Source organism: Rhizobium herbae (assembly GCF_019511375.1).
Lineage (GTDB): Bacteria > Pseudomonadota > Alphaproteobacteria > Rhizobiales > Rhizobiaceae > Pararhizobium > Pararhizobium herbae_A.
Window position 1 is genome coordinate 125,416 of sequence record NZ_JAEUAO010000005.1, and the last position, 22,455, is coordinate 147,870.

Below are 22,455 nucleotides of genomic sequence, written 5' to 3' on the forward strand. Positions count from 1 at the left end.
CGGCACCGGAGAGCTACGCCACGAAGTCGTCGCGAGGCAGAGGATCTAAAGTCGGGGTCTGTAGGGAGGAAAGCTCCCGAGAGAACGCCAAACGGGGCGCTGGAAGGCGTCACATATGCTTATTCGTTAGAGACGGTTTCCAGTGCCCCGTCCGATCGAATGCATGTTTGAAAAACCACGGCGGCAAACCGCGCGGGGATGCCGTCCCATGACGTTGAACGACCTGTAAACCGGGAAAACAGCCATGCCCTACAGAAAACCGGAAAAATCACCCGCCGTCGAGGTTCTGTTTCGCGTCGCCGCAACGGCCTGGCTCAATCATTGGGGTTGCGGGGTGCGGCGCTGCCGCCGTGAGGGCCGCTGTCTCGGGATGGGCAGGTTTGGATCGCCTTTTTGTTTTCGCGCGATGTCCGATGCAGAGTTCGACGAGATGCTGGATTTTGTCGCCAATACCATCGAACTCGCGACGCCCGACATGGTTGCGCAACATCTGGCGCAGGCGAAGACCGACGACGAGCGCGAGATGATCGCGTTCCGGCGCAGCGTGTTTTTAAGCTATCATCAGGAACTGGCAAAGGCGGGGCTGGCCGAGCCTCTGGGGCCGCCCTTCATCGAGGGCTGATCATCCGCGAAAGGCGGTGACTTCGATCTCGATCAGCATCTCCGGGCGGATCAGGCCGCAGACCACCATCGTCGCTGCCGGACGGATCTCGCCGAAAGTTTCGCCCAGGATCGGAAACACCACATCGGCCAGGGCCGCATCGGTGACGTAGTAGTGAGTGCGCACCACGTCACCAAGTGAAAACCCGGCATCCGCCAGCGCGCTTTCGATCGTCTTCAGGCAGTTGCGGGTCTGCTCTTCCACCGTCTCCGGCATGGTCATGGTGGCATAGTCGTAGCCGGTCGTGCCGGAAACGAAGCACCAGTCGCCCTGTACCAAGGCGCGCGAATAGCCCGCCGTCCTTTCGAACGGCGAGCCGGAAGAGATCAGCCTGCGCGGGCTTGGCATTGGGCCTTACGCCCAGGGATGCGCAGCGGCGTTGGCCTTCTCGAAGGTGTCGATGGCGGAGGCCTTCTCCAGCGTCAGGCCGATATCGTCGAGGCCGTTCAGCATGCAGTGACGCTTGAATTCGTCGAGCTCGAAGGTGATCTTGCCGCCGTCCGGACCGGTGATTTCCTGGGCTTCCAGGTCGACCGTGAGGATGGCGTTGGAGCCGCGGCTGGCGTCATCCATCAGCTTTTCCAGGTCTTCGGCAGAGACCACGACCGGCAGGATTCCGTTCTTGAAACAGTTGTTGTAGAAGATGTCGGCGAACGAGGTCGAGATGACGCAGCGGATACCGAAGTCGAGCAGGGCCCAGGGCGCATGCTCGCGCGACGAGCCGCAGCCGAAATTGTCGCCGGCAACCAGGATCTTGGCGTTCTGGTAGGCGGGCTTGTTGAGGACGAAATCCTCGTTCGGCGAGCCGTCTTCGTTGTAGCGGGCTTCCGCGAACAGTCCGGTGCCAAGGCCCGTGCGCTTGATCGTCTTCAGGTAATCCTTCGGAATGATCATGTCCGTGTCGATATTGACGACGGGAAGGGGCGCGGCAACGCCGGTGAGCTTGACGAACTTGTCCATGGCAATGGCCTTCGATTTCAACGGGACGGAAAAATTTCCGCTGAGCGTTTAGAGCAATTTTACGCCGAAATGAAGGAAAATCTCACGCAGAGGCGCCGCAAGCCGGCGTCCAGTCCTCAGAGATCGATGATCGTGCCGCGTCCGTCGTTCCAGATACGCGGTTCGCGCTGCTTTTGGCGAGGCGCGCGGTTGGCGGTTGCACGCACCGGCTTCGGCGAAAGCCGCGCGGAAATGGCGCTGCCGATGAGAAGCACGGTCGCGATACCGGCGAGCGCCAGGCCGAGCGAAGCCGTGAACACCAGCGCCATCAGCGTGAACGCGATGCCGGCGGCCGTGAGGAGGAGAGAGCGAATGCTTTGCATGATCGTCACCTTTCGTTAGCTGAATGTGGGCCCGCCCGCCGCGCCTTGCAAGACCTTCTTTGGTATAGCCTGCCTGCCGACAGGTCTGCCTTGCGAAAACGGCGAAAGACGGGCACAAAAGCCGCATGAATTCAGTTGCCGACCGCCATCCCGCCCGCCTGCGCCGCTCAGTGCTCTGCGTGCCTGCCGACAATGCCCGCGCGCTTGCCAAGGTCGCGACCCTTGCCTGCGACGCCGTCATCTACGATCTCGAGGATGCCGTTTCCGTCGACAACAAGGCCGCCGCCCGCAAGACGCTTGCCGATCATCTTGCCCGCAGGCGGCGCAGCGATATCGAGGTGATCGTCCGCATCAACGGCCTGAAAACCCCCTTCGGCGAAAAGGATCTGGCAGCGGTGCTTGCGCTTTCGCCCGATGCCATCCTGTTGCCCAAGGTGGAAAGTCCGCAGGATATCCAGGCGGTGGCGGACGTGCTGTCGGAAAACGACGCGCCGGACACTCTGCGTCTCTGGGCGATGATCGAGACCCCGCACGGGGTGCTGAACGCCGCTGCCATTGCCGAGACCGGCCGCACCCGCGGCGGCAGGCTCGATTGCCTTGTGCCGGGCCTGAATGATCTGCGCAAGGAAACCGGCGTGGCCGCTTTGCCCGGCCGCACCTATCTCGTGCCCTGGCTGATGCAGATCCTGCTCGCCGGCCGCAGTTGCGGTCTCGATATCATCGATGCCGTCTTCAACGATATCAGCGATACGGCCGGCTTCGCGGCGGAATGTGCGCAAGGCCGCGACATGGGTTTCGACGGCAAGATGCTGATCCACCCGGCCCAGATCGGCCCCGCAAACGACCATTTCGGCGTCGATGCCGCCGCCGTCACCGAGGCCAGAGCCATCATCGACGCCTTCGCGCTTCCGGAAAACTCCGACAAGGGCGTCATCAATCTTAATGGCCTGATGGTCGAACGCCTGCATCTCGAGCAGGCCCTGCGGCTTGCCGCCAAGGCAGAGGCCATTCAGCGTAAAAGGACGTGAAGCATGAAACTCTATCGCTTTCTTACCGGCACGGACGATGCGGCATTCTGCCACCGCGTCACCGACGCCCTCAACAAGGGCTGGTCGCTGCATGGCTCGCCCGTGCTTTCCTTCAACAGCCAGACGGGCCAGCCGATGACCGGACAGGCGATCGTCAAGGAGGTCGAAGGCAAGGACTATCACCCCGACATGAAACTCTCCGAGCAGTGAAATGAAAAGCGCCGCGCATCATTTAATACGCGGCGTCCTTCATGGGTCCTTCGGGCGGTTTAACCGCCCACATGCTCGACGCTTGCCTCGATCCGCTCCATGTCGTCGTCGGACAGGCCGAAATGATGGCCGATCTCGTGGATCAGCACATGGGTAACGATGTCGCCCAGCGTCTCCTCGTTTTCCGCCCAGTAATCGAGGATCGGCCGGCGATAGAGGATGATCCGGTTCGGCACCTGGCCGGTCTCCATGCTGAAGCGCTCGCCGATGCCGCGTCCTTCGAACAGGCCCAGGAGGTCGAAGGGCGTCTCTAGCGCCATGTCCTCGAAGACGTCCTCGGTCGGAAAGTCGTCGATCTCGATGGTGAGGTTGGTGGCAAGCGCGCGGAATTCCTCCGGCAGATGGCTGTAGGCCTCCAGTGCCAGGGATTCGAATGTGCTGATTGTCGGCGCATGGCGTTCACGCCAATCATCGGTTTGGTCTATGCGGGCCATGGGCACTCCTTGCTGCCCCCTGATATAGCCATTTCAGCAGCTTTTTTCGAGGGTTGAATTTTTACGCGCCCTGTCAAGGAATAAATTCTCATAAATTGCCGTTGACTCTTCTCCGAAGCTCTGGAATCAATAAGAACATAACAGGAACAATCGGGATTGGAGTAACGTCATGGTGCAGGCGCCCATGGCGCGTGAGCAGCTTTTTGCGCTCCGTGAAGAGATAGCAAGGCTGGAAGGCAAACCGGTCCCCGCCATGGCGGCGGCGAGACAGGAGGCCTTGGCCGAACGGGGCGGCAGGGACAGGGAAAAGCCTCGCCTGTCCTTGGGAATATCGATGCTGGACGAGGCGCTGGAGGGCGGCGTGCCGCTCGACGGATTGTCGGAAATCCGCTCGTCTTGTCTGCGCGATGCGACGGCCTCGGCCGGTTTTGCCCTGGCGATTTCCGCCCTCATGCAAAGACAGGCGGCGGCCGATGCCACGCCGATCCTCTGGATCGCCGACAGGGTGACCGCGATGGAGGCAGGCGTGCCCTATGCGTTGGGGCTCAAGGATTTCGGCCTCGATCCGCAGCGTTTCCTCCATGCGGCACCGCGCAAGCTGGACGAGGCCCTCTGGCTTGCCGAAACGGCGGTCGAAAGCGGCGCCTTCGCCGTCACCCTGTTGGAGGTCAAGGGCAATCCGGCGCATTTCGGCCTGACCGAAAGCCGCAGGCTCAGTCTCAGGGCAAGGGCGGCGGGGCGGCCGCTCCTCCTGTTGCGGCAATCGGGAGAAGAGGAGGCAAGCAGTGCAGCCTTGCGTTTTCTCGTGGAACCCGCGCCTGCAGCAATCCGGCTTTTGCCGGACCGGTCGATGCTTGGCGGCAGCATCGGCAATCCGGTTTTCCGTCTCACCCTGGAGAAGAGCCGAAATCCGGCGCCTCTCTCCCTCATTCTGGAGTGGAACCCCCATGACCGTCAGTTTTTCCCCGCCCGCGAGCAGGCTCGGCCTCCGCTCAAGCGCACAGCGCATCCTGGCTCTCGCCTTTCCGCATCTCTCAACCGACCGGATCGCCCGCAGGAAATGGGGGCCGTCCTGGCGTTCGACCAGGCGTCCTGAGGCCCAACCCCTCGTCTGCTCCGGCCGGCTCAACAATGCCATGCGGCTGACGGCGCTCGACGAGGCCGCCGAAGCGATCGGCCTTAGGAAAAATCAGGCCGTGGCGGAAGCGCGGGCCATCTGCCCGAAGCTTGATGTCGTCGAGGAGGATCCGGCGGCCGACCGCCGCCTGCTCGACGGTATCGCCGACTGGTGCGACCGCTATACGCCCCTTGTGGCACTCGACGGCCGTGACGGGCTGTTTCTCGATATCACCGGCTGCACCCATCTTTTCGGCGGCGAGAAGGCGCTGCTCCAGGATGTCCTGTCGCGGCTCTTCCAGATGGGGATCGACGCGCGCGGCGCCATCTCGTCCGCGCCCGGTCTTTCCTGGGGGATCGCCCGCTTCGGCAATGGCGGCGTCATTGCCGACCAAGAGATGGAGCTTGTACTTTCACCGCTGCCGGTTGCCGCGCTGCGACTGGAGGAAGAGACCGTCGCCGCGTTGCAGAAGCTCGGCTTGAAACAGGTCGGCGATCTTATCCATGCGCCGCGTGCGCCGCTGGCGCGCCGCTTCGGAGCGCATCTGCTGTTGCGGCTCGATCAGGCGCTTGGCCTTGACGAGGAGCCGGTCTCGCCGCGCCGGCCCGTTGCCAGCCTTTCCGCCGAACGCCGCTTGGCCGAGCCCGTTCAGGCGGAAGAAGACATCCTGCATCTGACCGGGCAGATCGCCCTGTCGCTGAAAACCAGCCTGGAGGAGCGTGGCACGGGTGGACGGGCTTTCGAGCTCGTGCTGTTTAGGGTCGATGGCCGGGTCTTTCGGGTCGCGGCCGGCGCCTCGCAGCCGCTGCGTGATCCGAGCCGCATCGCCGCGCTGTTTTCCGAACGTCTTCACGCCGTTCACGACGATCTCGATGCCGGTTATGGTTTCGAAATCCTGCGGCTGAACGTCACGCGCCATGAAGCCTTCGATGCCGCGCAGGAGGATTTCGCTGGCGACCGGCAAAAGCATGTTTCCCTTGCAGGCTTCGTCGACCGCGTCTCGGCCCGCCTCGGCGAGGATTGTCTGCAGAGTTTTCACCTGTGCGAAAGCCATGTGCCGGAACGGGCGGTGATCGCTGCCCCAGCCATCCGCACGCTGTCCTCCGGCAAGGGGCCGGAGAAGAGCGGCGTCTCCTGGTCCCGCGGCGAGCGGCCGCTCAGGCTGTTCCCGAGGCCGGAAGCGGTGGAGGTTTTTCTGGCGGAAGTGCCGGAGGGCCCGCCGGAAAGCTTCCGCTGGCGGCGCATGCTGCACCGCGTCTCGCGCAGCGAGGGACCGGAGCGGCTTGCCATGGAATGGTGGATCGATGGCCCTGAAGCTGGGGCACGGGATTATTTCCGCATCGAGGACGACACCGGCCATCGTTTCTGGATCTATCGCGAAGGCCTTTACGGCCAGCTGCCACCGCCGCGCTGGTTCATGCATGGGATTTTCGCATGAACCCCGTTCCGCGTTTTTTCGAGATCGGCGCCCGGACGAATTTCTCCTTCCTCGAAGGGGCGTCCAAGCCGGAGGAGATGGTAATCCAGGCCGCGTTGCTGAAACTTTCGGGTCTCGGGATCGCCGACCGGAATTCGGTCGCCGGCGTTGTCCGGGCTCATGCGCAGATCCGGGCGCTGGAGGAAAAATATGAAAGGACTGTCGCGGAAAACCGGGAGCGCCGCGAAAAGGGACAGGCGGAAGAGAAATCCGTGAAGCCGGTTCCCTTCCGGCCGGGCGCAAGGCTGGTCTTTTCCGATGGCACGCCGGATATCCTTGCCTTCCCGCAAAACAGGAAGGGCTGGGCTCATCTCTGCCGCCTGCTGAGCGCCGGAAATCTCAGAACCCAGAAGGGTAAGTGCATCCTCACCGAGGCGGACCTTGCCGAATGGGGAGACGAGATGATGCTCGCCCTCGTAGCCAATCCCGCTTTGCTTGGTGATTCCGGCGCGCAGGAAAAGCTGGAAGACTGCCTTGCGCGCCTGAGGAAACGCTTTCGCGACAAACTCCATCTGCTGCTTTCCCCGTCCTATGGTGGCCGGGATGCCGAGGTGTTCGCAAGTTTTTCCGTGCTGGCCGCTCGCAACCGCATTCCGCTGATGGCGAGCAACCAGCCGCTCTATCACCACCCCGCCCGCCGTCCCCTGTCCGATATCGTCACCGCCATCCGCGAGCATGTGACGATATCGGAAGCCGGCTTCCGGCTGGCCCCCAATGCGGAACGCTATCTCAAGGATGGGCGCGAGATGACGCGCCTGTTTTGCGATTATCCAATGGCGGTCGCCAATACCGAAACGTTCTTCAGGCGCCTGTCCTTCTCGCTGGATGAGCTCAGCCACAATTATCCGGACGAAGGCGTCGAAGGCGAGACGCCATCGCAGACGCTGGCGCGCCTGACTTGGGAAGGGGCGCGAGACCGATACCGAAAAGGCATTCCCGACAAGGTGTCGAAGCAAATCATCTACGAACTCGATCTCATCGCGAAGATGAAATACGAGCATTATTTCCTGACGGTGCGCCACATCGTCCATCACGCCCGCCATACGCTGAAAATCCTCTGCCAGGGGCGCGGGTCCGCCGCCAATTCCGTCATCTGTTTCTGCCTCGGCATCACGGAAGTCGACCCCACCCTCACGACGCTTCTGTTCGAGCGGTTCATTTCGACGGAGCGCAACGAGCCGCCGGATATCGACGTCGATTTCGAGCATGAGCGCCGCGAAGAGGTGATCCAGCACATCTATGAGAAATACGGCATCGAACATGCCGGCCTGACGGCGGCGGTGACGAGCTACCGTGCCCGATCGGCCGGCCGCGAAGTGGCCAAGGCTTTCGGCCTGTCGGAAGATGTGCAATCGGCCCTTGCCAGCACGGTCTGGGGCTGGTCGGCGGCGGATCTGACGGAACGGGAGGCGAGAGCGGCCGGGCTCGATCTTTCCGATCCGACGACGAGGGATGTCCTGAAATACGCGACCGAACTGATGGGTTTTCCGCGGCACCTGACCCAGCATGTCGGCGGTTTCGTCATCACCCGCGACCGGCTGGACGAGGTCATGCCGATCATGCCGACGGCCATGCCCGATCGCTACATGGTCGAATGGGACAAGGATGATCTGGATACGCTCGGCATCCTGAAGATCGACATTCTCGCTCTTGGAATGCTCACCTGCCTGAAAAAGGCGTTCGGCCTGCTGGACACGCATTATGGTCGTCAGATCACGCTTGGCGGCTTCGGCGAGATGGCGGACGAGGCGATCTACGCAATGATCTGCCGGGCGGACACGATCGGCGTCTTCCAGATCGAAAGCCGCGCGCAAATGAGCATGCTGCCGCGGCTGAGGCCGGAAAGATTCTACGATCTTGTCGTGGAGGTGGCGATCGTCCGGCCGGGTCCCATCCAGGGAAACATGGTCCATCCCTATCTCAAGCGCCGGGAGGATCAGCGCAACAACAGGCCCATCGACTATCAGAAGCCGGAGCTGAAGGCGGTTCTGGAAAGAACGCTGGGTGTTCCGCTCTTTCAGGAGCAGGCAATGCAGATCGCCATTACCGCGGCAGGCTTTCCTCCCGCAAAGGCCGACAGGCTGCGGCGCTCGATGGCGACATTCAAGCGGTCGGGACAGGTCAATTCCTTCAAGAAGGACCTGATCGAAGGCATGGTCGGCAACGGTTACCCCCGCGACTTTGCCGAACGCTGCTTCAGCCAGATCGAAGGTTTCGGCGAATACGGCTTTCCGGAAAGCCATGCGGCCTCCTTTGCCTTGCTCGTCTACGCCTCCTCCTGGGTCAAGGCCTATTACCCCGATGTTTTTTGCGCGGCATTGCTGAATTCCCAGCCGATGGGATTTTATGCGCCGGCGCAGCTGGTGCGCGATGCGCGCGAACATGGCGTCGAGATGCGCCCCGTCGATATCAATCATTCCCAATGGGATTGCCTTCTCGAGGATGCCGACTTCGACAGGGAGGCGATCGACCGACGCCATGTGTCCATGCGCGATATCATCAGGACGAGGAGGGCGGTGCGTCTCGGCTTCCGGCAGGTCAAGGGGCTTTCCGAGGCCGACATGGTCACGCTCGTCGAACAGCGCGGCCAGGGTTATGTCTCCGTGCGCGATCTGTGGCTGCGTTCGGGGTTGCGCAAATCCGACATCGAGCGGCTGGCGGATGCCGATGCCTTCCGGTCGATCGGGCTGTCGCGACGCGAGGCGCTCTGGGCCGTGCGGGCGCTCGATGCGAAGAGTGCCGCGGAGAAACTGCCGCTGTTCGACCGTGCGGATCACGCCGATCTTCAGGTCGAGCCGGAAACTCGTCTGCCGGAAATGCTGCCGGGCGAGCAGGTGATCGAGGATTACCGCCATCTCTCCCTGTCCCTGAAGGCACATCCCGTTTCCTTCCTGCGAAGCGATTTCGAAAAAAGCAACATTGTCAGGAACAGGGATCTGCTGGCGGTGCCCAATGGGCGGCGCGTCACCATTGCCGGGCTCGTGCTGGTGCGCCAGCGACCCGGCTCCGCCAAGGGGGTGATCTTCATGACACTGGAAGACGAGACGGGTGTTGCCAACGCCATCGTCTGGAACAAGACATTCGACCGGTTCCGCTCCGTCGTCATGGGCGCCCGGCTGGTGAAGATCACGGGCAGGCTCCAGAGCGAAAGCGGGGTAATCCATGTCGTGGTCGATCAGATCGAGGACCTGACGCCGATGCTTGGCCTGCTGCAACGCGAGGCCCGTCGTTTTGGCGTGTCGGACCGCTCGGACGAAGCCCTGCGGCCGACCGCCGATCATCGACAGAAGAAACGGGTGACTGCAGCGGCGCATTTCGTCAAGGGCGGGAACACGGCTCGCACCGAAATCGCCGAGACCGCCAGCGTCATGCCGAAGGGGAGGAATTTTCATTGATGCCGCCCAAGGCGGGCAGCGGCTGCAAGCGGCCAGCATAACCGCGCCCGTTTCACCCTCGTGGCGCGCGCCGGGCGGCTCAAAGCGCGTCTGTAACAAAATTTGTACGCATTCTTGCCGCTCAAGAATTTTTGAAGACGATCGGAAACGACTGCTCTGCGTCGTTCCGGCAAGATTAAGTCAATGAAAATTCGATCTTTTTAATCAAGTTTAGAATGACTCTAAGATTTTGAGCTGCCAAAGGCGGCCCGGACATTTTTGTTGACAGTAAATATCCGCTTTTGCTTTATGAAAAAACTCAGGGCATTGCGTATCACGGGCAGGCAGGATGCTGGTTTGTAGCTGCAATTTCATCACCGACAAGGACATCGAGGACACGATCATCGAGCTCCTCGATGAGGACTGCTGGCAACTGATCGTTCCTGCGAAGGTTTACCACGCGATGCAAAAGCGCGGTCGTTGCTGCGGCTGCTTCCCCAATGTGGTCGACATCATTGTTCGCACAACCGAGCAATATCACGCCAGCCGCCCCTCGACGGATGACCGGATATTTGATTTCATGACCCGCCTCAAACAATTCCACGAAGAAAACAGGAGAGCGGATCTTGAAAGGCGACATAAAAGTCATCGAGCGGCTTAACGAAGCCCTTTTCCTCGAACTCGGTGCGGTCAATCAGTATTGGGTTCATTATCGCCTTCTCGAAGACTGGGGCTATACGCTTCTCGCCAAGAAGGAGCGGGCCGAATCGATCGAGGAAATGCACCATGCGGACAAGCTGATCGCCCGCATCATCTTCCTCGAAGGCCATCCCAACCTGCAGACGGTCGCGCCGCTGCGCATCGGCCAGAACGTCAAGGAAGTGCTGGAAGCCGATCTTGCCGGCGAGTATGACGCCCGCACGGCCTACAAGCAGTCCCGCGATATCTGTCATGCGGCGGGCGACTATGTTTCGATGAAGCTGTTCGAAGAACTGCTGGCCGACGAAGAAAGCCATATCGACTTCCTCGAAACCCAGATCGATCTCTTCAACAAGATCGGTGCCGAGAAATACGGCCAGCTCAACGCCGCGCCGGCCAACGAAGCCGAATAACGTTCCGTCTCGCAAAGCGACCCGCTTCGGTTCCCGAAGCGGGTTTTTCAATGCCTGCCGGTGGGCTTCGACAGCCGGCCCCGGTCGTTCCCGCCTGTAGCGGTGGTCGAGGGCCCCGCTACGCGCTGTTCGGAAGGGTCGCCGGATAATCGTGTGCCGCGCCCCGCCGCTCATCAAAAGCCCGAGCCGCGCCCCGTTGCTCAAAGAGCGCTCTCCACGCCTCGGCAACATTGAGCAACCGGGTGAACGAAGTCGTCGAATCGCAGGCATGATCATTGCAGCTGACATGCCGATCGAAAGCGCGCGCAACAATTGCGCCTGTCAGCAGCATTCTGATCGTATTGGTTTCAGCCTGGCAGGCATGGCACTCGCTTCGATGATTATCGTCAGCTTTACCTATCATTCGGTCAGACCGACACGTTCGGCAGCCGCCGCGGTGCGGAATATGTGTGGATCATAATAAATCAATCACGGAAATATCACGGTAAAACACAGCCGATGACAACAGCGTGCCTCGCGCACGCGTGAATTGAACGTGCTTGACCTGCAGGCGCACAGTTCGGTCGCGGGCAATCAAGCCCCATGTCACTGGGAGAGACATCATGTTGAAGACAATTCTTGCCGCCACGGTCCTCGTCTCCGGCCTGTCGGCACCGGCCTTCGCACAGGGGATGATGGCCTGCGACGAGGCATCGATCATGAAGACCGAGGAAATGGCCAAGGGCATGACCGATCCGATGAAGAAGGACGCGATGATGATGGCGATGAAGGAGGTCGACAGCGCGAAGATGGCGATGAAGGACGGCAAGACCGACGACTGCGCCAAGCATCTCGACAATGCGATGAAAGCAACCGAAGCGAAGTAATTTGCCGCGTCCCGCGGGCAGGGCCTGCACCGCCCCGCCCGCATCTTGACGGAATCAGCAACGCAAGGTCGAATGGCTCTTCACGCGCAAGGAGATACCATGACGCAGGCCCTGCTTTTCGGCGCCTTTCTGGCGGCGTTGTCCTACGTGCTCATTCCCGGCCCGGCCTTTCTCGCCCTCCTCGGCATCGGCGCCGGTCAGGGCCGCAAGGCGGGCGCGCTCTTTATGGGCGGCCATCTGGCGGGCGATCTCCTGTGGTCGGCGCTGGCACTTGTCGCGATCGTCGGCGCCAGGACCATCGGCAGCACGATCTTCGACATTCTCGGCCTGCTCTGCGGCTTCTATCTCGCCTGGATCGGCTGGACGGCGCTCAGGGCAAAGCCGCGCGGCGAAAACCGGCCCTTGCTCAGCGTCGAGCGGCCTTATCGCCGCGGCCTCATTTTCGGCCTGACCAATCCCAAGGGTTATCCGGTGGCTTTGGCGACGTTCACGGCGCTGCTTGCAGGCTCTGCCAATGCGCTCGATTTTCATGCCTTGCCCGCGCTGCTGGCGGTGTCGTTCCTCGGGTTTCTCGTCGCCGACGTCATCCTGATCGGCATCATCGGCGCATCCGTGGTGCGGCGCTTCTACCGCAAACATGAACTGGCGATCGTCCGCCTTTCGGGCCTGCTGTTCATCGGCTTTGCGGTACAGGCCGTCTGGCATGCGGCACCCGGCCTTCTCGGGCTGCGGAAGCCGTGATCCGCGGCCTCACACGCCTGCCCGACAATCTTGATATCTCCACAATCGCTGCCGACAAGATGCGCAGCACCCGCCTTCCCCGGCGGCAAGAACCGGAATTGAAAGGACTGCCCCATGACCTCCAGCCCCGCGCTGAACCCTGCCGTCACCGACTGGAATGGCCCGGACGGCCTGCCACGCTTCGAGGCGGTCAGCGACGGTGATTTTGCGCCGGCATTCGACGCGGCGCTGGTCGAACATGAGGCGGAAATCGACGCCATTGCCGCCAATGCCGAGGCGCCGACCTTCGCAAACACCATCGTTGCGCTGGAGATCGCGGGCGACCGGCTGTCGCGCGTTTCGGCGCTGTTCTGGAACCGCGCCGGCGCCCACACCAACGATGCGATCCAGGCGCTGGAGCGCGATATTGCGCCGAAAATGTCACGGCATTACTCGAAGATCGGCATGAACGCAGCGCTTTTTGCCCGCATCGACGCGCTGTGGGAAGGGCGTGAGACGCTGGGGCTTGACCTGGAAGCGACGCGCGTTCTCGAGCGGCACTGGAAGGGTTTCGTCAAGTCCGGCGCGAAACTGCCGAAGGCGGAGCAGGAGCGGTTGGCCGCGATCAACGAGACGCTGGCGAGCCTCGGCGCAAAATTCGGCCAGAACGTGCTGGCGGACGAAAAAAGCTGGGCGCTCCTGCTCGACAACGAGGACCTCGCAGGAGTGCCGCAGTTCCTGAAGGACTCCATGGCGGCGGCCGCGCGCGACCGCGGCGAGGAGGGCAAGTATGCCGTTACGCTGTCGCGCTCGATCATCGAGCCGTTTTTGACCTTCTCGGAAAGGCGCGATCTGCGCGAACAGGCTTTCAAGGCCTGGGTCGCGCGCGGCGCCAATGGCGGCGAGACCGACAACCGCGCCATCATCCGCGAAACGCTTGCCTTGCGCGCGGAGAAGGCAACGCTGCTCGGCTACCAAAACTACGCCGCGCTGAAGCTCGACGATACGATGGCCAAGACGCCGGAAGCCGTGAACGAGCTGCTGACCCAGGTCTGGGAAAAGGCAGTGGTTCGGGCGAGGCAGGAAGAGGCCGAACTTGCCGAACTGATCGCGCGGGAAGGCCGCAACCATCCGGTCATGCCGTGGGACTGGCGCCATTACGCCGAAAAGCTGCGGGCGCGGAAATTCAATTTCTCCGAAAGCGAGCTCAAGCCCTATCTCCAGCTCGAAAAGATCATCGACGCCTGCTTCGACGTCGCGCAGCGGCTGTTCGGCATCACGGCCACGGAGAAGAAGGGCGTCAAGGGATATCACCCGGATGTGCGCGTCTTCGATATCCGTGACCCGGACGGCAAGCTCGTCGCGTTGTTCCTCGGCGACTATTTCGCCCGGGCCTCGAAGCGCTCCGGTGCCTGGATGAGTTCCTTCCAGTCGCAGCACCGGCTGACGCTGAAAAACGGTGCCAAGGGCGAACTGCCGATCATCTACAATGTCTGCAATTTCGCCAAGCCGGCCGACGGCAAGCCAGCGCTGCTGTCGCTCGACGATGCCCGCACGCTGTTCCACGAATTCGGCCATGCGCTGCACGGCATGCTATCCAACGTTACCTATCCCTCCGTTTCCGGCACCAGCGTTGCGCGCGACTTCGTCGAGCTTCCCTCGCAGCTCTATGAACACTGGCTGACGGTACCGGCGATCCTGAAGAGATATGCCGTGCACGAGGCAACCGGCGAGCCGATGCCGCAGGATTTGCTCGACAAGGTTCTCTCGGCACGCACCTTCAATGCCGGTTTCAACACCGTTGAATTCACATCGTCGGCATTGGTGGACATGGCATTCCATACCCGCGCCGCCGTCGAGGACCCGATGGCGGTGCAGTCCGAGGTGCTGGAAAAGATCGGCATGCCGGCCTCGATCGTCATGCGCCATGCGACGCCTCACTTCCAGCACGTCTTTTCCGGCGACGGCTACTCGGCCGGCTACTATTCCTACATGTGGTCGGAAGTGCTCGATGCCGACGCCTTCGCCGCCTTCGAGGAAACGGGTGATGCCTTCGATGCCGATGTGGCCGGAAAACTGAAGGACAACATCTATTCCGTCGGTGGGGCGATCGACCCGGAAGATGCCTACAGGGCCTTCCGCGGCAAGCTGCCGAGCCCGGAGGCGATGTTGCGCAAGAAGGGGCTGGCTGCCTGAAAGGCAGGTGAAGACAACCCCGTCATAAAACGGAAATCTATCTGTCACGGCTCCTTCAGCGCGCTGACATGAATCCCTGCTTATGTCTGCGCCCGGGTAGAAACTGCCCGGGCCTGGAACAGGAGAGATTCATGCCGAACACACTGAAATCCGTCACCCGCCGGACCCTGCTGCAGGGCGTCGGCGCAACCGGCCTCGTCGCCGCCTCCGGCCTTGCGCTGCCTTCCTATGCCCGCGCAGTCAATGCGCCGCAATTCACCCACGGCGTTCAGTCCGGTGATGTCGATGCGTCTTCCGGCATGATCTGGACGCGCGTCGACCGTCCGTCCCGCATCCAGATGGAAATCTCGACGGTCGAGAGCTTCAAGGGCGCCGTCAGGCTGGCTCCGATGGACGCCTTGCCGGAAAGCGACTTCACCATGAAGCGGCTGATCGAAAACCTGCCGTCGGACCAGGACATCTTCTACCGCTTCGTCGCAGCCGACCTGCAGGACATCAATGTGGTCTCCGAGCCGATCGTCGGTCGTTTCCGCACCGGACCGTCCTCGCGTCGCAGCGTCCGCTTCGTCTGGTCCGGCGACACGGCGGGCCAGGGCTTCGGTATCGATGAGAAGGGCATGTATACCTATGGCACGATGGCCAGGTATCAACCCGACTTCTTCATCCATTCCGGCGACACGATCTATGCCGACGGCCCGCTCAAGGACAGTGTCGACCTTTCTGACGGCGCCAAGTGGATCAACAAAGTCGTTACCGACGAGAAGCGCAAGGTTGCAGAAACGCTCGCCGAATATCGCGGCCAGTGGAAATACAACATGATGGACGAACACGTCCGTGCTCTGTCGGCCGTCTGTCCGACCTTCTTCCAGTGGGACGACCACGAAGTCGTCAACAACTGGTCGTCCTCCAAGAACCTGATGAACGACGATCGCTATACGGAAAAGTCGGTCTTCCTGCTGTCGGCCCGCGCGGCCCGCGCCTTCCACGAGATGACGCCGATCCGCTACACGCCGGCCGAGCCGGGTCGCGTCTACCGCAAGATCGCCTATGGGCCGATGCTCGATGTCTTCTTCATCGACCTGCGGTCCTATCGCGGCCCGAACGGCGAGAGCAAGGAAGCCGTGATCGACGACAGGTCGCGGATCATCGGCGCGGAGCAAGTCGCCTGGCTCAAGCGCGAACTCGCCAACTCGCGCGCCACCTGGAAGGTGCTGGCCTGCGACATGCCGCTCGGTGTGATGGTCTGGGACAACTTCAAGGAGCTGAAGGGGGCGGAAGCGGTCGCCAACGGCGACAACGGCAAGGCCAGCGGCCGGGAACTCGAGATCGCCGATCTGCTGCGCTACATCAAGAATGCCGGGATCACCAATACGGTCTGGCTGACCGCCGACGTCCACTATACGGCGGCCCATTATTACAACCCGGACAAAGCGCAATTCCAGGATTTCGCACCGTTCTGGGAATTCGTCTCCGGCCCGCTGCATGCAGGCAGCTTCGGCCCGAACGACATGGACATGACCTTCGGCCCGGAAGTCAAGTTCGTCAGCGCGCCGACCAAGGAGCAGGGACAGAACCTCCCGCCATCGGCTGGCCTGCAGTTCTTCGGCCTCGTCGACATCGACGGTGCAACCGAGCAGCTTACCGTACGGCTGATGAACCGCGACGACCAGGAGCTCTGGAAGATCACGCTCGATCCAGCCCGCGCGGCCTGACAGCCGGAGGCGGTGAGGCGGGATTTTCCGGTCTCACCGTCCGCCGGTGCGAACGACTCCTTCGGGAGCGTGTAACAAAACTGTCGCCGAAGTTTCGGAAAACCGTCATTCGGCGTTCAAGAGACTGACATGACGGAACCGTTAGCTGGCATCAGGAGATTCGCTCCTCGCCCCGACGTCCAGCTGAAGAGCTCTGCATGACACCGATCGAGACGACCCGTCGCCGTTTCCTTTCCTCCATGGGAGCGGTTGGCGGATTTGCCGTCGCCAGCCTTGCAATGCCCTATTACGCCCGAGGTACATCGAGCCGTCCGGTTTTCACCCACGGCGTCCAGTCGGGTGATGTCGACACAAAGTCCGGCATGATCTGGGCGCGGGTCGATCGCCCGTCGCGCATCGCCGTCGAATATTCGACGACCGAGAGCTTCTCGGCGCCCTTGCGACTGCCGTCGATCGACGCCCTGCCGAACAGCGATTTCGCGGCAAAGTGCCTGCTCGACAACCTTTTGCCCGATCAGGATATCTTCTATCGCTTCACTGCAACCGACCTCTACGACGCCAACAGCGTTGCCGAGCCGATCGTCGGCCGCTTCCGCACCGCGCCGCTCGACCGCCGCTCCGTCCGCTTCGCCTGGTCCGGCGATACGGCCGGACAGGGCTGGGGCATCGACTATGTCGGCATGAAGACCTATTCGACCATGCGACTGCACGAGCCGGATTTCTTCATCCATTCCGGCGACACGGTCTATGCGGACAATCCGATCCCCGACGAAATCCCGTTGCGCGACGGGACGGTCTGGAAGAACCGCATCGTCACGCCAGAGAAGAGCGACGTCGCCCGCTCGCTCGACGAATATCGCGGCCAGTGGAAATACAATCTGCTCGACGAGCACGTTCGGGCGATGAACGCGGTGTGTCCGACGTTCTATCAATGGGACGACCACGAAGTGCTGAACAACTGGTCGGCCTCGACCGACCTTCGCGACGATGCCCGTTACCGGGAAAAGGACATCTCCGTCTATGCGGCGCGCGCCATGCGGGCCTTTCAGGAAATGACGCCGATCCGCACCCTTGCCGCGCAGCCGGGCCGCATCTTCCGCAAGATAGCCTATGGCCGGCTGCTCGACGTCTTCTTCGTCGACCTGCGTTCCTATCGCGGCGCCAACCAGGGCGATGCGAATGCGGATCTTTTCGGCTGGCGGCAGGCCGATTGGCTGAAACGGGAACTGGCCGCCTCGAGGGCTACTTGGAAGGTCATCGCCTGCGACATGCCGATCGGTCTCGTCGTCTGGGACGACCATGGCGACAAGCGCGGCTCCGACGCGATCGCCAATGGCGACAATGGCAAGCCGAAGGGGCGTGAACGGGAATTCGCCGATATCCTGACCTTCATCCGCGACAATGCGATAGAGAACATCGTCTGGCTGACGGCCGACGTGCACTATACCGCAGCCCATCACTATGATCCGGCCCGCGGCGCCTTCAAGGATTTCCTGCCGTTCTGGGAGTTCGTCTCCGGCCCGCTGCATTCCGGCACCTACGGGCCGAAGGAGCTGGACATGACCTTTGGCCCCGAAGTGCGCTTCATCAAGGCGTCCGGCACCGGCATCGACCAGAACCTGCCACCGTCGGCCGGCCTGCAATTCTTCGGCCTCGTCGACATCAACGGCCAGACGGAGCAGATGACCGTTCGCCTGATGGACCGGGAAGATCAGGAGTTGTGGCAGGTGACGCTCGATCCCGCCGGAGGCAGCGTGTAACCAGCATGGGACCTTGGCCGTCCGTCAAGACTTTGCCGCCGCCCCCTTTCGCGAATGCAAAAAAACCTGTATGAGCCGCCCAATTGAAGATGTGGGCAGTTCCCAGATACGCCCCGAAACCTCCGAGTATTCACAGATGAAGATGCGCAACATCGCGATTATCGCACACGTTGACCATGGCAAAACCACGCTTGTCGACGAACTCCTCAAGCAGTCGGGTTCCTTCCGCGACAACCAGCGCACGACCGAGCGCATGATGGACTCGAACGAACTCGAAAAAGAGCGCGGCATCACCATTCTCGCCAAGGCGACGTCGATCGAGTGGAAGGGTACGCGCATCAATATCGTCGACACCCCCGGTCACGCCGACTTCGGCGGCGAAGTCGAGCGCATCCTGTCGATGGTCGACGGCGCGATTGTTCTCGTTGACTCGTCGGAAGGCCCGATGCCGCAGACCAAGTTCGTAGTTTCGAAGGCGCTGAAGGTCGGTCTTCGCCCGATCGTCGCGATCAACAAGATCGACCGCCCCGACGGCCGTCACGAGGAAGTCATCAACGAAGTCTTCGATCTTTTCGCCAATCTCGATGCGACCGACGAACAGCTCGACTTCCCGATCCTCTACGGTTCAGGCCGCGATGGCTGGATGAACGTCAACCCGGAAGGCCCGAAGGAAGCCGGTCTGGCGCCGCTGCTCGACCTCGTTCTGGAACATGTTCCGGAGCCGACCGTCGAAGAAGGTCCGTTCCGCATGATCGGCACCATCCTTGAAGCCAACCCCTTCCTCGGCCGCATCATCACGGGTCGTATCGCCTCCGGCTCGATCAAGCCGAACCAGGCGGTGAAGGTTCTCGGCCAGGACGGCAAGCTGATCGAAAACGGCCGTATCTCCAAGATTCTTGCCTTCCGCGGCATCGAGCGCACGGCGATCGAAGAAGCGCATGCGGGCGACATCGTCGCAATCGCCGGCCTTTCCAAGGGCACCGTGGCCGACACGTTCTGCGATCCGTCGGTCACCGAGGCGATGAAGGCGCAGCCGATCGACCCGCCGACGGTCACCATGTCGTTTATCGTCAATGACTCGCCGCTTGCCGGCACTGAAGGTGACAAGGTCACTTCGCGCGTCATCCGCGACCGCCTGTTCAAGGAAGCCGAAGGCAACGTCGCGCTGAAGATCGAGGAGTCCTCCGAGAAGGATTCGTTCTATGTTTCCGGCCGCGGCGAACTGCAGCTTGCCGTTTTGATCGAAACCATGCGCCGCGAAGGCTTCGAGCTTGCCGTTTCGCGTCCGCGCGTCGTCATGCACAAGGACGAAGCGACGGGCCAGATGCTGGAGCCGATCGAAGAAGTCGTGATCGACGTCGACGAGGAATATTCCGGCGTCGTCGTCCAGAAGATGTCCGAGCGCAAGGCGGAGATGTCCGAGCTTCGCCCGTCCGGCGGCAACCGCGTTCGTCTGAAGTTCTTCGCGCCGACCCGCGGCCTCATCGGCTACCAGTCGGAGCTTCTGACCGACACGCGCGGCACGGCGATCATGAACCGCCTGTTCCACGACTACCAGCCCTACAAGGGTGAGATCGGCGGCCGCGTCAACGGCGTGCTGCTCTCCAATGATGCCGGCGAATCCGTCGCTTACGCCATGTTCAACCTGGAAGATCGCGGCCCGATGATCATCGACGCCGGCGAGAAGGTTTATGCCGGCATGATCATCGGCATCCACACCCGCGACAACGATCTGGAAGTGAATGTGCTGAAGGGCAAGAAGCTCACCAACATGCGCGCCTCCGGCAAGGACGAAGCCGTCAAGCTGACGCCGCCGATCCGCATGACCCTCGACCGCGCGCTTTCCTGGATACAGGATGACGAACTGGTCGAAGTGACGCCGAAGAACATCCGCCTGCGCAAGATCTATCTCGACTCGAACGACCGCAAGCGTTTCGAAAAGTCGCGCGGCGCTGCATAAGCGGTCGCTTCGCGCTGAACAGGAAAAGGGCGCTGCGATCCCCATCGCAGCGCCCTTTTCATTGACTGTATGTGTCCTTGAATCGTGGCCGGGACAAAAACATGTAGCAATTCAAAGTGCTACAACGACCTTTGGGCGTCTGACAAGACGCGCGGCGCTGACCTGCCGGGTCATCAGGATTTCAGCACGCCGCTTTTCTTCGCCGTCCAGGTGGCAATGTAATCCATCAGGCCGGGTGACAGGCAATCGAAGGGCGGCAGGCCGAGGGCGCTGAGGCGCTGGCGAATGGCGTCCATGTCGGCCGGATCGGTGCCGGCTTCGATGATCGACGAGACGAAGGCCGCGAAGCCGGGCGGTGCCCAGCCGTCGGTGTCGAAGCGTTCGGGGTGGATGAAATCCAGCCCCTGGAAGGGATGTTCGCGCACCACCGGGCCGTACATGTGCACGCCGCAGCCCTTGCAGGCGTGGCGCTGGATCAGCGCCGATTTGTCGACCACCTCGAGCTTGTCGCCGTTCTCAAGCACGGTGATCTTGTCATGCGCAACGACGGCAACGATCGAGAAGGTCGCGCCTGCCGGTTTCCAGCATTTCGTGCAGCCGCAGGCGTGGTTATGCGCGACATCGCCATCAACCCTGACCTTCACGGGCCTGTCGGTGCATTCGCAGACGAGAATGCCGCCGTTAAAGTCTTGCGAGCCCTGCGGCACGCCATTGTCGATCAGCGGATGTAGAGAAACGGTACCTGTCATGTTCTCCTCCCAGTGCCGGCGATGGTTTCGCCCCGCCGCGCCGGCAGTTCGCGGCAGAACGCCTCGACACGCAGCATAGCACGATGACACGAGGAGTCGCGCGGTGTTCACAAGGGTGCTGCGGTGCTTACCAACCCGCCTTGATGAATTCGACCGGGCCGCCCTCGACACCATCGTCGAACACGGCACAGCTCAGCTTGCCGCCGAAGACGCAGCCACTGTCTATATTCGTTCGGTTGCCGATGGTCCGGGGATTGGCCCTTGCCGGCGTATGCCCATGGCAGAGATGCCTTCCCCAGTAATAGGCCGAGGATTCCGGCCGCAGCCAGAGCAGGTCCTGCGGCGATTGCTGGTCGAGCGCGACATCGGGATTGACGCCTGCATGGACGAAGAGGCGGTGTGCGTCCATATACATGAGCGGCAGCCGGTCGGCCCATGCGAGATCCACCGTCGGCACCCTGCCACCGTAGGACAGCTCGGTCTCCAGCCCGCCATTGTCGAGCCACCAATCCCGATCATAGCGGCCCGCATAGGCGCCGACCATCATGTCCTCATGATTGCCCTTGAGCATGATCCATTGCCAATGCGGCCGCGCCGGGCCGGCCTTGAGCAGGTCGATCACGCCCCGGCTGTCGGGGCCGCGGTCGATATAGTCCCCGACGAACACGATCGTTCCGGAAGCCCAGCGAGCCTCGACCATGGCCAGCAGCTTGCGCAGAGGTTTCAGGCAACCATGGATGTCACCGATAGCGAAAGTATAGGTCATCGACATTCCGCCCCTGCCGCAACCGCATCGCCGCAAGCCGCCCGAAGTGCGCAGTGCTACAGCGACCTTTGCGCGTCCGGTAAGACGCGCGGCACTGTAGGAGCAGAATACTACAACGATCCGTGACGCACAGGTATGCATCGCGGCGCCCATATGAAAAAAGCCCCGTCATCACTGACAGGGCTTTTGAATGCAGGCACGGTGGGAGGCGGGTTTTACGCTGCTTCTTCCTGTGCATCCTCTTCTTCGAGGAGCTTGCCGCGCTTCGGACCCTTGCTGAGATTGGCTTCGACAAGGCGGACGGCTTCGGTTTCCGACATCCTGTTCACGGCTGCGATCTCGCGCGCCATGCGGTCAAGCGCAGCTTCGTAAAGCTGACGTTCGGAATAGGACTGCTCCGGCTGGTTTTCAGCCCGGTAGAGATCGCGTACGACCTCGGCGATCGAGATCAGGTCGCCGGAATTGATCTTGGCATCATATTCCTGCGCACGGCGGGACCACATGGTCCGCTTGACGCGCGCCCTGCCCTGGACAACCTTCAATGCACGCTCGACGAAATCGGTTTCAGACAGCTTGCGCATGCCGATGCTGACGGCCTTGGCAACCGGCACCTTGAGACGCATCTTGTCCTTTTCGAAATCGATCACAAACAGTTCGAGCGACATGCCCGCAACCACCTGCTCTTCGATTGCCACGATTTGTCCGACGCCATGAGCCGGATAAACGATCGATTCACCGGTCTTGAATCCATGGCGTGCTGAAGATTTTTTCTGCTGGGTCGTCATTCGTTTCAAAAACTCCCTGTTACGCTCCCGGCTACAAGCCGGGGCCGGGTCAGTCAGGCCCGGGATGGACGGGGGCACCGTCGGGTGACTCCATGCTGATCCGAGCCAACGGTCATCAAATCGATCTTCTGCGTGGCGATCACACA

22 protein-coding genes are annotated in these 22,455 nt (G+C 61.7%); 15 read left to right on the forward strand and 7 right to left on the reverse strand.

Annotation, left to right across the window (positions count from 1 at the left end):
- The first annotated feature begins 244 nt into the window (after positions 1-244).
- Entirely contained in the window at positions 245-622 is a 378-nt protein-coding gene (locus JNB71_RS19670; RefSeq protein WP_220373483.1) for a hypothetical protein, read from the forward strand.
- Here JNB71_RS19670 and JNB71_RS19675 read toward each other — a convergent pair whose 3' ends face one another.
- The 3 genes from JNB71_RS19675 to JNB71_RS19685 form a co-directional block, all read right to left on the reverse strand.
- Positions 623-1,009, reverse strand: a complete 387-nt coding sequence (locus JNB71_RS19675) for a RidA family protein (RefSeq protein ID WP_220373484.1) — start codon at positions 1,007-1,009, stop codon at positions 623-625.
- A gap of 6 nt (positions 1,010-1,015) precedes the next feature.
- Positions 1,016-1,621, reverse strand: coding sequence for a 3-isopropylmalate dehydratase small subunit (leuD, locus tag JNB71_RS19680; RefSeq protein ID WP_220373485.1), 606 nt, complete (start codon positions 1,619-1,621; stop codon positions 1,016-1,018).
- A gap of 116 nt (positions 1,622-1,737) precedes the next feature.
- Positions 1,738-1,983, reverse strand: coding sequence for a hypothetical protein (locus JNB71_RS19685; RefSeq protein WP_220373486.1), 246 nt, complete (start codon positions 1,981-1,983; stop codon positions 1,738-1,740).
- A gap of 125 nt (positions 1,984-2,108) precedes the next feature.
- On the opposite strand from JNB71_RS19685, the gene JNB71_RS19690 reads away from it, so the two are divergent.
- Positions 2,109-3,011: an HpcH/HpaI aldolase/citrate lyase family protein gene (locus JNB71_RS19690; RefSeq protein ID WP_220373487.1), complete on the forward strand. Its 903-nt coding sequence runs from the start codon at positions 2,109-2,111 to the stop codon at positions 3,009-3,011.
- Positions 3,012-3,014: 3 nt separating this feature from the next.
- Positions 3,015-3,221 (forward strand): DUF1737 domain-containing protein, encoded by a 207-nt coding sequence (locus tag JNB71_RS19695; RefSeq protein ID WP_220373488.1) that lies wholly within the window; start codon positions 3,015-3,017, stop codon positions 3,219-3,221.
- Positions 3,222-3,280: 59 nt separating this feature from the next.
- On the opposite strand, the gene JNB71_RS19700 is transcribed toward JNB71_RS19695, so the two are convergent.
- A complete protein-coding gene (locus JNB71_RS19700) occupies positions 3,281-3,715 on the reverse strand; it encodes a metallopeptidase family protein (protein ID WP_018328400.1) in 435 nt (144 codons plus the stop codon).
- Positions 3,716-3,884: 169 nt separating this feature from the next.
- Here JNB71_RS19700 and JNB71_RS24545 point away from each other — a divergent pair, with 169 nt between their 5' ends.
- The 12 genes from JNB71_RS24545 to typA all read left to right on the forward strand — a co-directional run bounded on the left by JNB71_RS24545 (position 3,885) and on the right by typA (position 20,009).
- Positions 3,885-4,811, forward strand: coding sequence for an ImuA family protein (locus JNB71_RS24545; protein WP_223215928.1), 927 nt, complete (start codon positions 3,885-3,887; stop codon positions 4,809-4,811).
- 40 nt (positions 4,812-4,851) lie between these two features.
- Positions 4,852-6,270 carry a Y-family DNA polymerase gene (locus JNB71_RS19705; protein WP_346657293.1) on the forward strand — a complete coding sequence of 473 codons (1,419 nt, stop codon included), beginning with the start codon at positions 4,852-4,854 and terminating at the stop codon, positions 6,268-6,270.
- Positions 6,267-9,704: an error-prone DNA polymerase gene (locus JNB71_RS19710; protein ID WP_220373490.1), complete on the forward strand. Its 3,438-nt coding sequence runs from the start codon at positions 6,267-6,269 to the stop codon at positions 9,702-9,704. Before JNB71_RS19705 ends, JNB71_RS19710 begins: the two co-directional genes overlap by 4 nt.
- A 328-nt stretch (positions 9,705-10,032) precedes the next feature.
- Positions 10,033-10,344: a (2Fe-2S)-binding protein gene (locus tag JNB71_RS19715; protein ID WP_083926040.1), complete on the forward strand. Its 312-nt coding sequence runs from the start codon at positions 10,033-10,035 to the stop codon at positions 10,342-10,344.
- Positions 10,310-10,795 carry a bacterioferritin gene (gene bfr, locus JNB71_RS19720; protein ID WP_026203801.1) on the forward strand — a complete coding sequence of 162 codons (486 nt, stop codon included), beginning with the start codon at positions 10,310-10,312 and terminating at the stop codon, positions 10,793-10,795. The genes JNB71_RS19715 and bfr overlap by 35 nt, the downstream gene beginning before the upstream one ends.
- A gap of 268 nt (positions 10,796-11,063) precedes the next feature.
- Positions 11,064-11,255 carry a hypothetical protein gene (locus JNB71_RS19725; RefSeq protein WP_220373491.1) on the forward strand — a complete coding sequence of 64 codons (192 nt, stop codon included), beginning with the start codon at positions 11,064-11,066 and terminating at the stop codon, positions 11,253-11,255.
- A 142-nt stretch (positions 11,256-11,397) separates the two neighbouring features.
- Complete coding sequence (locus tag JNB71_RS19730; RefSeq protein ID WP_220373492.1) at positions 11,398-11,661, forward strand: hypothetical protein; 264 nt, start codon at positions 11,398-11,400, stop codon at positions 11,659-11,661.
- 99 nt (positions 11,662-11,760) lie between these two features.
- Positions 11,761-12,402, forward strand: coding sequence for a LysE family translocator (locus JNB71_RS19735; RefSeq protein ID WP_220373493.1), 642 nt, complete (start codon positions 11,761-11,763; stop codon positions 12,400-12,402).
- A gap of 114 nt (positions 12,403-12,516) precedes the next feature.
- A complete protein-coding gene (locus JNB71_RS19740; protein WP_220373494.1) occupies positions 12,517-14,577 on the forward strand; it encodes a M3 family metallopeptidase in 2,061 nt (686 codons plus the stop codon).
- A gap of 131 nt (positions 14,578-14,708) precedes the next feature.
- Complete coding sequence (locus tag JNB71_RS19745; protein WP_220373495.1) at positions 14,709-16,289, forward strand: alkaline phosphatase D family protein; 1,581 nt, start codon at positions 14,709-14,711, stop codon at positions 16,287-16,289.
- A gap of 197 nt (positions 16,290-16,486) precedes the next feature.
- Positions 16,487-18,049: an alkaline phosphatase D family protein gene (locus JNB71_RS19750; protein ID WP_220373496.1), complete on the forward strand. Its 1,563-nt coding sequence runs from the start codon at positions 16,487-16,489 to the stop codon at positions 18,047-18,049.
- A 136-nt stretch (positions 18,050-18,185) separates the two neighbouring features.
- A complete protein-coding gene (gene typA, locus JNB71_RS19755) occupies positions 18,186-20,009 on the forward strand; it encodes a translational GTPase TypA (protein ID WP_220373497.1) in 1,824 nt (607 codons plus the stop codon).
- 173 nt (positions 20,010-20,182) lie between these two features.
- Here the strand turns inward: typA and gfa are convergent, their stop codons facing one another.
- The 3 genes from gfa to JNB71_RS19770 form a co-directional block, all read right to left on the reverse strand.
- Positions 20,183-20,758: an S-(hydroxymethyl)glutathione synthase gene (gfa, locus tag JNB71_RS19760; RefSeq protein WP_220373498.1), complete on the reverse strand. Its 576-nt coding sequence runs from the start codon at positions 20,756-20,758 to the stop codon at positions 20,183-20,185.
- A gap of 127 nt (positions 20,759-20,885) precedes the next feature.
- Positions 20,886-21,524, reverse strand: coding sequence for a metallophosphoesterase family protein (locus JNB71_RS19765; protein WP_220373499.1), 639 nt, complete (start codon positions 21,522-21,524; stop codon positions 20,886-20,888).
- A gap of 215 nt (positions 21,525-21,739) precedes the next feature.
- A complete protein-coding gene (locus JNB71_RS19770; protein ID WP_220373500.1) occupies positions 21,740-22,309 on the reverse strand; it encodes a CarD family transcriptional regulator in 570 nt (189 codons plus the stop codon).
- Positions 22,310-22,455 lie beyond the last annotated feature (146 nt).

Excerpts from the sequence above, each read along its gene's own strand:
- JNB71_RS19670 (WP_220373483.1), top strand. The coding sequence starts at position 245 with ATGCCCTACAGAAAACCGGAAAAATCACCCGCCGTCGAGGTTCTGTTT.
- JNB71_RS19675 (WP_220373484.1), bottom strand. The coding sequence starts at position 1,009 with ATGCCAAGCCCGCGCAGGCTGATCTCTTCCGGCTCGCCGTTCGAAAGG.
- leuD (WP_220373485.1), bottom strand. The coding sequence starts at position 1,621 with ATGGACAAGTTCGTCAAGCTCACCGGCGTTGCCGCGCCCCTTCCCGTC.
- JNB71_RS19685 (WP_220373486.1), bottom strand. The coding sequence starts at position 1,983 with ATGCAAAGCATTCGCTCTCTCCTCCTCACGGCCGCCGGCATCGCGTTC.
- JNB71_RS19690 (WP_220373487.1), top strand. The coding sequence starts at position 2,109 with ATGAATTCAGTTGCCGACCGCCATCCCGCCCGCCTGCGCCGCTCAGTG.
- JNB71_RS19695 (WP_220373488.1), top strand. The coding sequence starts at position 3,015 with ATGAAACTCTATCGCTTTCTTACCGGCACGGACGATGCGGCATTCTGC.
- JNB71_RS19700 (WP_018328400.1), bottom strand. The coding sequence starts at position 3,715 with ATGGCCCGCATAGACCAAACCGATGATTGGCGTGAACGCCATGCGCCG.
- JNB71_RS24545 (WP_223215928.1), top strand. The coding sequence starts at position 3,885 with ATGGTGCAGGCGCCCATGGCGCGTGAGCAGCTTTTTGCGCTCCGTGAA.
- JNB71_RS19705 (WP_346657293.1), top strand. The coding sequence starts at position 4,852 with ATGCGGCTGACGGCGCTCGACGAGGCCGCCGAAGCGATCGGCCTTAGG.
- JNB71_RS19710 (WP_220373490.1), top strand. The coding sequence starts at position 6,267 with ATGAACCCCGTTCCGCGTTTTTTCGAGATCGGCGCCCGGACGAATTTC.
- JNB71_RS19715 (WP_083926040.1), top strand. The coding sequence starts at position 10,033 with ATGCTGGTTTGTAGCTGCAATTTCATCACCGACAAGGACATCGAGGAC.
- JNB71_RS19725 (WP_220373491.1), top strand. The coding sequence starts at position 11,064 with ATGATCATTGCAGCTGACATGCCGATCGAAAGCGCGCGCAACAATTGC.
- JNB71_RS19730 (WP_220373492.1), top strand. The coding sequence starts at position 11,398 with ATGTTGAAGACAATTCTTGCCGCCACGGTCCTCGTCTCCGGCCTGTCG.
- JNB71_RS19735 (WP_220373493.1), top strand. The coding sequence starts at position 11,761 with ATGACGCAGGCCCTGCTTTTCGGCGCCTTTCTGGCGGCGTTGTCCTAC.
- JNB71_RS19740 (WP_220373494.1), top strand. The coding sequence starts at position 12,517 with ATGACCTCCAGCCCCGCGCTGAACCCTGCCGTCACCGACTGGAATGGC.
- JNB71_RS19745 (WP_220373495.1), top strand. The coding sequence starts at position 14,709 with ATGCCGAACACACTGAAATCCGTCACCCGCCGGACCCTGCTGCAGGGC.
- JNB71_RS19750 (WP_220373496.1), top strand. The coding sequence starts at position 16,487 with ATGACACCGATCGAGACGACCCGTCGCCGTTTCCTTTCCTCCATGGGA.
- typA (WP_220373497.1), top strand. The coding sequence starts at position 18,186 with ATGAAGATGCGCAACATCGCGATTATCGCACACGTTGACCATGGCAAA.
- gfa (WP_220373498.1), bottom strand. The coding sequence starts at position 20,758 with ATGACAGGTACCGTTTCTCTACATCCGCTGATCGACAATGGCGTGCCG.
- JNB71_RS19765 (WP_220373499.1), bottom strand. The coding sequence starts at position 21,524 with ATGACCTATACTTTCGCTATCGGTGACATCCATGGTTGCCTGAAACCT.
- JNB71_RS19770 (WP_220373500.1), bottom strand. The coding sequence starts at position 22,309 with ATGACGACCCAGCAGAAAAAATCTTCAGCACGCCATGGATTCAAGACC.